Below are 9,129 nucleotides of genomic sequence, written 5' to 3' on the forward strand. Positions count from 1 at the left end.
ATGGCATGATGGAGGTAAGCTTAAGGTCTGTTATTACAATTATATTCTATCATTGATCTTGTTTATTTTCTTGTTCATAACCGATCGCGGGTCCATATGATAGAAGGCCATAAGCAGCCGTCATGTTCCCGATTTTGGGAAGTGACGGTTATTTGGCATTGATTAGAAACATTTCCCTATTATGCGCGTTTAATAGTTCGAGAGAACGGGGGGCTGGTTAAACGATAGCCATTTTTCGTCGAGAAGTGAAGGGTTTGTTCCGAATCAAGATGCAGCCTCGCAAATTGCGGAGGTTGTATTGAATCAAATTTTCGGGGCGGACCAGATCGCGGAGGAAAAGCCTCTTATCGTGCAATTCGATAGTGATTACAAGGTGTGGCTAGTGCAAGGAACACTCCCTGACGGGATGGTCGGCGGAGTCGGGCATGTACTCATCCAGCAAAAGGATGGCAAGATTCTGTCGGCATGGCATGACAAATAACAATGCTCGAGGAGTTGGATAGGTGGAGATTGGAACCGAGAAGCAAGAGCAGGGTAGGCCAGATTATGACCGATTGACAGCATTATTGAAGAAAGAGAAAATACACGGCTGCTTGATCAGCCGCAACAATGAGCTTGTGTACCACTACTATAAGAACAAGAAGTTAGAGAAGAAGCAGCATAAAATCAATTCCTGCACAAAAAGCGTGACCTCCTGCTTGATCGGGATCGCACATGACCAAGGACTAATTCCCGACTTAAATGTTTCGATTGCTCATTATTTCCCGTCCGTTTTGAACGATTTCGATCCCAATAAACAGCTCATTACGATCGATCATCTGCTGACGATGACAGCGGGGTTCGATTGGCCAGAGATGGCGGAATGGGGCGGCTGGCCACATATGATTCATAGCCCTAACTGGGTGAAGTATGTGTTGGAGCGGCCGTTGCTCGCTGAGCCCGGGGAAGCAATGAACTATAACTCGGGCTGCAGCCACTTGCTAATCGCGATCTTGCAGAAAGTATCCGGGATGAGCGCAAGCGAGTTCGCCGTCCGCCATTTATTTGGGCCGCTTGGCTTTGGTGATTTTACATGGCATGAGGATCCGCAGGGCGTCAATATTGGCGGTTTCGGCATACACATGGCTATTCAGGATATGCACAAATTTGGCATGCTTTATTTGAATAAAGGAAAATGGGGAAAGAAGCAGCTGGTTAGCGAGAAGTGGATTGCCAGAACGACCACGCCAGAGAAGATGACATACGCTCATTTCGGCTATTATGGGCGCCATTGGTGGGCTTCAGAGACTAGCGATGGCGAACCGTTTTATTTTGCAATGGGCATGGGCGGGAATTACGTGTGTGCCGTCCCATCCCAACAGCTAGCCATTACGATAGCGAGTGATACGTATGGGGATACGATGAAGCCGTTGGGGATTATTAGGGACTCAGTGATGAACATTCGGATCGAGATATAAAGGTGTTTGTGTTGCCAACTTTTGAGGATTTGTAACTTAGTAAAGTTCATAAACATTTTAGTGCTTCAATAACTGAAGATATTGAGATCCATGATGTTAGAAAACTCGAAAGCCCGGGAATGAAGAAATGTTGGAATTAATCAATATGAGAGACAGCATTGCAACCATAAATTTAAAATGCTTATTTAATAATACAAAAAAAGCGATGATGTCGCTTCATTTTCTCACCTTTTTGATCAAGTTTCATCAATCGGAGTTTTCAAATTTTAAATCAGCAATCTACTATACTGGCGAAGAGAAAGATTTTATGCTGGGCATCAAACAAGGGAAAATGAACAAAAACGAGTTTCTAGAATTGCTGCAGGAGATTGAAAATAAAGCTAGAAATCTAGAACCCGTTTTCTATAATTCGCAATTAAACTTACAAACGAAAACGAAGTTGCAGCCATTACAATAAAAAAACCAGAGCATGAAACAAGAGCCCTCACACTTTTCCATCGAAGGAGAAGCGCAAGGGCTCTTGTTTTATATCATGTACGAATTAAGGCGTCCGGTTCATCGCTTGATAAGCGCTACGGTTCCGAAGCCCGGCGAATAGGTTGAACAGTCCCATTACGAGGAAGACTGCCCCCACGATCACCCGAAGCGTGGAGCCGCTATACATGAGCATTTGGATTAGCGCGATGAGCATGAGCATAATGCCCATGTAGATGTTTGTGCGCGCCCCGTGTAGTCCGCGTTCGGCCACGGATTTGGCGCGGCGGGATTTAAAGCTATTAATGACAGATAGCACCGACGTCAAGATGATGCCAGCGAATAGGATCCATTGAAGCACTTCCATGCGTTTGAGCTCCTTCGATTCAACGTATTTTTTCTATTGTAGCACAAAATTGTTCAAGCTTTGCAATCGCCGTCTCGCGTCAGCCATTCAATCTGCTATCCATTAGTTTAGCCAGCTTCGCCTCCGTTCGCGACTCCGCTGCAGGCGTATAAATGCTGCATCGCAGGTCAGATCCGCCTTGCAGCTGTAAGGACGTGAGATGGAATAACATTTTGCCTGCTTTCGCATGGCGAAATTCAAGTTCAACCTCTGGTGCGGTCCGCACTTCACTGTGCTCCCATAATGCTTGGAAGCCAGGATGCACGGCTTGCATTTCTTCTAAAAATTGATCATACCAGCCGTCTTCCACATACTGCCCGTAATAAGCCCGGAAGATGGACAAAAAACCACTCGCGAATTGCTCCCAATTGCCCGCAAGCCTACGAAGCTCCTGGCGCGTGAACAGCAGCCGTATCATATTCCGCTCAGCCTCTGGCACCTGTTCAAAATCGAGAAACACATGCGCCGCGGCTTCATTCCACCCGACAATCTGGCAGCGGCGGTCCGAGACGATGGTCGGGCAGAGGCGCAGCTCTTGCAAAATTTTGCCCAGTGGCGCACTAATCGTGTCCGGCTTGTAATGCTGCAGCTCTGCTGAGACGCCTCCGCTGCTGCTCGTATCTAAGGCTAGTGCGTGCAAGTAATTGCGCTCATCATGTGTAAGGCGAAGGGCAGCTGCGATCGCATCGAGCACATTCGCTGATGCTTGAATATCCCTGCCTTGCTCCAGCCACGTGTACCATGTAGTGCTCACGCCTGCAAGCTGTGCCACCTCTTCACGCCGAAGGCCAGGGGTTCGCCTGCGAATGCCGGGCGGCAGGCCGGCGGATTGGGGAGATATTTTGGACCGTTGGGCTTTTAGGAATGATGACAATGCCGCTAATCGGGCAGTTTGGTTCACGGTCGCTGCTCCTCTCTTATTGCGCATGAATGGGATCGTATCTATAACGGCGTGATCTCGTAATCGTTAACGTAGATGGAGGTGTCATAGTATCCATTATACTAGTATAAACGGCAACTTGTAATAGGATAACGGATGTGACAACATATTTAGTATCAAGTACTAAAACTTAGTCATAACGCGGTCAAAATGAAGCCGGGGAGGTTGTTCGAATGGAACGCGCAGTTGTAACAGGCATGGGGGTTATTTCGCCGTTAGGCAATGAGGTTAGCGAGATGTGGGAGCGGCTCAAACGTGGGGAATCTGGCATTCGGCGCATTGAAACGTTTGATACGGAGCGATTCAAAACGCGGATCGCAGGGACGATCTCAGATTTCGATGCGGAAGGACGATTCGGCCGGAAGGAAGCGCGCAAAATGGACAGGTTCGTGCAGTTCGCCCTAGCGGCTGCCGAGCAAGCAGTTGAAGATGCAGGCCTGTCGTTCGATGATATAGATCGGGAGCGAGTCGGGGTCTACGTTGGATCAGGCATTGGCGGGCTGAACACGCTGCTGGAGCAGGATGGCATTTTGCGTGGGCGCGGGCCAGAGCGGGTTAGCCCGTTGCTTGTGCCGATGATGATTGCTAATATGGCAGCGGCGACGATCAGCATTCGGTTTGGCACGACCGGACCGACACTTGCGCCAGTTACGGCATGTTCGATCGGCAATACGGCGATTGGGGAAGCGATGCGGCTTATTCGCCTTGGCATTGCTGATGTCGTAATCGCTGGCGGTGCCGAAGCCGCGATAACAGAGCTGTCCGTGGCAAGCTTCGGCAATGCGCATGCTTTATCTGCACGCAATGAAGAGCCGATGCGGGCAAGCCGTCCTTTTGACACGCAGCGGGATGGGTTTGTTATGTCGGAGGGAGCGGGCATTGTCGTACTGGAATCGTTGTCGCATGCACAGCGGCGGGAAGCCCATATTTATGGCGAGATCATTGGTTATGGGGCAAGCTCGGACGCTTATCATGTCGTTGCGACGCATCCTGAGGGAGCAGGCGCTCAACAGGCCATGCGGACGGCGCTTGTGGACGCAGCCATTCAACCTTCGGAAGTCGATGTGATCAGCGCACATGCCACGAGCACGGAATTGGGCGACCGCTCGGAAGGGCAGGCGATCAGCAGGCTGTTTGGCGGGGAGGCATCGCGGATACCGGTAACGGCGAACAAGTCGATGCTTGGCCATATGTTAGGCGCGGCAGGCGGCGTTGAAGCCATTGCCCTGATCCAAAGCATGCGGGAGGGCCTAGTCCCTCCGACTGCAAATTTGGAGCAATTAGATGCAGAATGCGGGTTGGCGAATGTGCCGGCAAGCGCGCAGCAAGCTGATTTGCGCATCGGGTTGTCCAACTCATTCGGCTTCGGCGGCCATAACGCTGTTATCGTAGTGAAGCGATTCGAGGAATAAACGAAGCAGGGCGTTCGCGAGAGCGAATGTGAGGAATAGGGCAGGAAAATCTGGCCTATTGGTGCGGAAACGAGCGAATGTGTGGATGAAATGCATAAGGCCGCCAGCTTATCTAAGTTGGCGGCCTTTGGTATGGCTCCACCTGCACCCACACTTGGAGGACGTTATCGACGACGAGCATCGTGCGAATGCTGACGATATAGTCGGAGCCACGCACGCCGGCGTACACTTTGTTTTTGAGCAGCCTGCGGGCGAAGCTCGCATTTTCGTCAATCTTGTAAATGCTCTGCCCGATGAAGACGGATAGGTCTTCTTTCAACCGCTTTTTAAGTTCGGCCTGAACCAGCTCGTTGATCGGATTTCCGTTCTCTTCCTCTATATATGGGACGATGCTTTTAATGACCGTGTGCTGGTTTTTGAATTTGTTCAGCTTATCGATGTCTTTGGTCGTTTGCTCCAGCTGCTCTCTTAACTGTCCGTTTAATCGCACAAGCGCATTGTAATTGTTCATATAGATAGAATGGTAGACAGAGGCTCCTATGACAGCTCCAAGCAGAAGAATGCCGGTTGCACGAAAAAGCCCTGGATATCGCTCGAAGGGAGGAACTCGCATATTAGCTCGCTCCTTTGCAGATGGCCTTTACGAGTTCGGTGCCGACATGTGCGCCAAGGAAAGAGCAAACAATATAGAAGATTTGAATGGCGACTGGCGACAAATGGCCTTCGAGCATGTTGCTTTCAATATAACGCATGGGATCGATCGTGCCGCCGACTGCAGCGACGATTGCCCATATTTTGAGCTTAGTGGCGGTTTCGAGCATGTATGCCGCAGGCGAAGCCAGCACGAGCACCGACCCTATGCCTGCTAACAGAGAGCCGCCAACAACTACGCCGAATGCGATTAAAAAATCGATGATCGCCTTGGTCAAGAGGCTATTTAGCATGGAGCGTTCCTCCCGTTTATCGATTCCACTCGTCCAGCGCAACGTAGCCAATCTGCTGATTCCCGCATTGCGCTCCCGTCGGCCTGTCCGGCCCTATGCTACATTGTATGGGCTCTATGAGCCTCATTATGATAAAATAGCGATAATCAATCATTGGCAACGGAAAGAGAGGGACGGGCGGCGATGAATGCGGCTGAACAAGGACGGGAACGATTCGTGCATTTGCATGTGCACAGTGAATACAGTTTGCTCGACGGCGCGGCGCGAATACGCGACTTGGCCGCTCGGGCGGCAGAGCTTGGGATGGGCGCGCTAGCGTTAACGGACCATGGCGTGATGTACGGGGCAATCCCTTTTTATAAAGCGTGCAAGGAGAATGGCATTCGCCCAATAATCGGCTGTGAGGTCTATATGACAGCAGGTTCACGGTTCGACAAAGGCACAAGAAAAGAGAATCCGATCTATCATCTTATCCTTCTAGCGAAAAATGAGGCCGGCTATCGCAATCTGATGAAGCTTGTCACAATCGGCCAGCTGGAAGGGCTTCATTATCGTCCTCGAATCGATATGGAGTCGCTTGCTGCGCATGCGGAAGGCATTGTGTGCCTGAGCGCATGCCTTGGTGGCGAGGTGCCGCAGCATTTGCTGCACGGACGGCCGGAAGAGGCGAAGGCAGCGGCGCTGCGTTATAAGGCGATTTTCGGGGACGATTATTATATTGAGCTTCAAGATCACGGCATTATTGAGCAAAAGAAAGTGATGCCCGAGCTCATCGCACTCGCGCGCGAAATCAGCGTAAAGCTGGTGGCGACCAATGATGCGCATTATTTGCAGCCAGAGGATGCCGCGATGCAAGACGTGCTCATCTGCATTGGGACAGGCAAAACGGTCGAAGACGAAGGCCGTCTTAAGATAGCGACTGACCAGCTGTATCTCAAAAGCGGCGAGGAGATGGCTTCGTTGTTCCGCCACGTGCCGGAGGCGATTGCCAATACGGCAGAAATTGCTGATAAATGCCGGCTGGAGCTTACGCTCGGCCGTGCAGCGCTGCCTACGTTCAGGCCGGTGCCGGAAGGCATGTCTAGTGCTGATTATTTGGCGGAGCTATGCCGCGACGGCCTCGCTGCGCGCTATGCGGGTACGCCGGAGCCGGCGGCACAGGAACGGTTGGATTATGAGCTGGCAGTTATTGAGCGAATGGGGTATAGCGATTATTTTCTGATCGTATGGGACTTCATCCGTTTCGCGCATGAACGGGGCATTCGTACCGGTCCGGGGCGGGGGTCGTCCGCAGGCAGCCTCGTTGCATACACGCTGAACATAACGGACGTTGACCCGTTGAAACATAAGCTGTTGTTCGAGCGCTTCTTGAACCCGGAGCGGGTATCTATGCCCGATATCGACATCGATTTTAATGATGAGCGCCGTGATGAAGTCATCGCCTACGTAAGTGCTAAATACGGTGAGGAGCATGTCGCGCAAATTATTACGTTTGGAACGATGGCTGCCAGAGCGGCCGTGCGCGATGTTGGGCGTGCGATGAATGTACCGTTCGGCGAGGTGGACCGCGCGGCGAAGCTCATACCGAACCAGCTCGGCATTACGCTGGAAGAAGCGCTGCGCATTAGCACGGAATTGCGGGATGCGTCGGCGAAGCAGCCGCGAACGGAGGCGCTGCTGAAGATGGCGATGAAGGTTGAAGGCATGCCGCGGCATGCTTCAACGCATGCGGCTGGCGTCGTCATTTCGCAGGAGCCACTAACCCATTATGTACCGCTGCAAGCGGGCACCGACCGAACGGCGCTGACGCAATATTCGATGGAAAATCTAGAAGCCGTCGGGCTGCTCAAAATGGATTTTCTCGGCCTTCGCACCTTGTCCATCGTGGAGCGCACGCTTGGCTGGGTGAAGGAGCTCTATGGCCGGGAGATCGATTTTCGAAACATTGCAGACAATGATCCCCTTACCTACGAAATGCTTGGGCGAGGCGAAACGACGGGCATTTTCCAGCTAGAGTCGACAGGTGTCCGCCGGGTGCTGAAGGAACTGAAGCCCTCGGTGTTTGAGGACATCGTGTCCGTGCTTGCGCTTTACCGGCCAGGCCCGATGGAGTTCATTCCAAAGTATATTCAAGGCAAACACGGCCAGGTAGAGGTTGAATATCCGCATCCGTCGCTGGAGCCGATTTTGTCCGATACGTACGGCATCATCGTCTATCAGGAGCAGATCATGCAGATCGCCTCGGCGATGGCAGGGTTCTCGTTAGGCGAGGCGGATTTGCTGCGGCGTGCGGTGTCGAAGAAAAAGCGCGAGGTGCTGGACGAGGAGCGCGCGCATTTTGTCAGAGGGAGCTTGAAGCAAGGCTACACAGATACAGATGCCAATCTCGTCTACGATATGATCGTCCGGTTTGCTGATTATGGTTTCCCACGCGCGCATGCAGCCGCTTATGGCGTGCTTGCCTTCCAAACGGCTTATTTAAAAGCCCATTATCCAGTTCCGTTCATGGCTTCGATGCTCGCTTCCGTCACTGGAAACCAGCGAAAAACAGCGGAATACGTCGATGCATGCAGAAAAATGGGCATGGATGTGCTGCCCCCTGATGTGAACGAGAGCGGCGTGACGTTTACGCCTGTCCATCTCGCAGGCGATGCGAAGGGAGCAATCCGCTTCGGGCTGGCAGCGGTGAAAAACGTGGGCACGCAGGCGATCGAATCGATTATGAAGGAACGGTCCGAGCGGCCTTATGACAGCTTGGCCGACATGTGCCGCCGAGTGGATTTGCGCGTGGTGAATAAGCGCGTGATGGAGTCGCTCGTTCAATCCGGCGCGACGGATTCCTTGCCAGGACACCGTTCGCAGCTGCTTGGCGCATTGGATGAGATCGTTGACGCTGCAGCCAAGTGGCGCAAGGATCGCGAGGAGCTGCAAATTGATTTGTTCGGCTTTGAGGAAGTGATTAACTGGGAAGTCGAGCTGCCGGACGTGCGCCCGTTCTCTACTGGCCAGAAGCTGGAGCTGGAGCGTGAATTGCTAGGGCTTTATTTGTCCGGCCATCCGATCGATGCTGCGGAAGAGGCACTTTCCTCTTATGGCATTGACAGGCTTGTCGATCTCGCGGAAGCCGAGGACGGGACGCTTGCCGTCTTCCCGATCATGGTCGTATCGGTGAAGCCGATGATGACTCGCAAGGGGCAGGCGATGGCGTTCCTTGAGGTCGAGGACCGAATTATGCGTGTAGAGGCTGTCGCATTCCCTACGTTATGGAAGCGGCACGCGGACAAGCTGGAGAAAGGCAGCCTAGCGCTTGTGCTGGCTGCCGTACAGCAGCAGGACGACGACTTCAAGCTGCTGCTTGAAGATGTCGTCCTGCTTGGCGGGCCCGAAGCGAACCTGGAGGGGCAGGTCCGCCGCCTTAGGCAGCAGGCGCGCGGCCGCTCCGCGCGCGCCGCTGCTGGGGCCCCGGCGCCCGCAAGCGCTGGCGGCGCGCCGGGGC

At 52.7% G+C, this 9,129-nt stretch carries 9 protein-coding genes; 5 read left to right on the forward strand and 4 right to left on the reverse strand.

Going from position 1 to position 9,129, the window contains the following annotated elements; genetic code table 11:
- The first annotated feature begins 283 nt into the window (after window positions 1-283).
- The 3 genes from GON22_RS02635 (at window position 284) to GON22_RS02645 (ending at window position 1,914) form a co-directional block, all read left to right on the forward strand.
- Window positions 284-481: an NTF2 fold immunity protein gene (locus GON22_RS02635; RefSeq protein ID WP_336604256.1), complete on the forward strand. Its 198-nt coding sequence runs from the start codon at window positions 284-286 to the stop codon at window positions 479-481.
- A 22-nt stretch (window positions 482-503) separates the two neighbouring features.
- Complete coding sequence (locus tag GON22_RS02640; RefSeq protein ID WP_336604254.1) at window positions 504-1,457, forward strand: serine hydrolase domain-containing protein; 954 nt, start codon at window positions 504-506, stop codon at window positions 1,455-1,457.
- A gap of 127 nt (window positions 1,458-1,584) precedes the next feature.
- Window positions 1,585-1,914, forward strand: a complete 330-nt coding sequence (locus tag GON22_RS02645) for a hypothetical protein (protein ID WP_160394572.1) — start codon at window positions 1,585-1,587, stop codon at window positions 1,912-1,914.
- A gap of 84 nt (window positions 1,915-1,998) precedes the next feature.
- On the opposite strand, the gene GON22_RS02650 is transcribed toward GON22_RS02645, so the two are convergent.
- Together GON22_RS02650 and GON22_RS02655 are read right to left on the reverse strand one after the other, a co-directional pair.
- On the reverse strand, window positions 1,999-2,298 hold the full coding sequence (locus tag GON22_RS02650; protein WP_160394573.1) for a YtpI family protein: 300 nt from the start codon (window positions 2,296-2,298) through the stop codon (window positions 1,999-2,001).
- 79 nt (window positions 2,299-2,377) lie between these two features.
- Window positions 2,378-3,238, reverse strand: a complete 861-nt coding sequence (locus GON22_RS02655) for an MmyB family transcriptional regulator (protein ID WP_160394574.1) — start codon at window positions 3,236-3,238, stop codon at window positions 2,378-2,380.
- Window positions 3,239-3,450: 212 nt separating this feature from the next.
- Here GON22_RS02655 and fabF point away from each other — a divergent pair, with 212 nt between their 5' ends.
- Entirely contained in the window at window positions 3,451-4,689 is a 1,239-nt protein-coding gene (gene fabF / locus GON22_RS02660; protein WP_160394575.1) for a beta-ketoacyl-ACP synthase II, read from the forward strand.
- Between the two features lie 112 nt (window positions 4,690-4,801).
- On the opposite strand, the gene GON22_RS02665 is transcribed toward fabF, so the two are convergent.
- Together GON22_RS02665 and GON22_RS02670 are read right to left on the reverse strand one after the other, a co-directional pair.
- Entirely contained in the window at window positions 4,802-5,302 is a 501-nt protein-coding gene (locus GON22_RS02665) for a hypothetical protein (protein ID WP_160394576.1), read from the reverse strand.
- Window position 5,303: 1 nt separating this feature from the next.
- Window positions 5,304-5,633: a YtrH family sporulation protein gene (locus GON22_RS02670; RefSeq protein WP_160394577.1), complete on the reverse strand. Its 330-nt coding sequence runs from the start codon at window positions 5,631-5,633 to the stop codon at window positions 5,304-5,306.
- A 183-nt stretch (window positions 5,634-5,816) separates the two neighbouring features.
- On the opposite strand from GON22_RS02670, the gene GON22_RS02675 reads away from it, so the two are divergent.
- Window positions 5,817-9,129: DNA polymerase III subunit alpha (locus GON22_RS02675; RefSeq protein ID WP_160394592.1), on the forward strand; the 3,313-nt coding region annotated here is incomplete at its 3' end.

The organism is Paenibacillus sp. MMS18-CY102 (assembly GCF_009789195.1).
Classification (GTDB): Bacteria; Bacillota; Bacilli; order Paenibacillales; family Paenibacillaceae; genus Paenibacillus_T.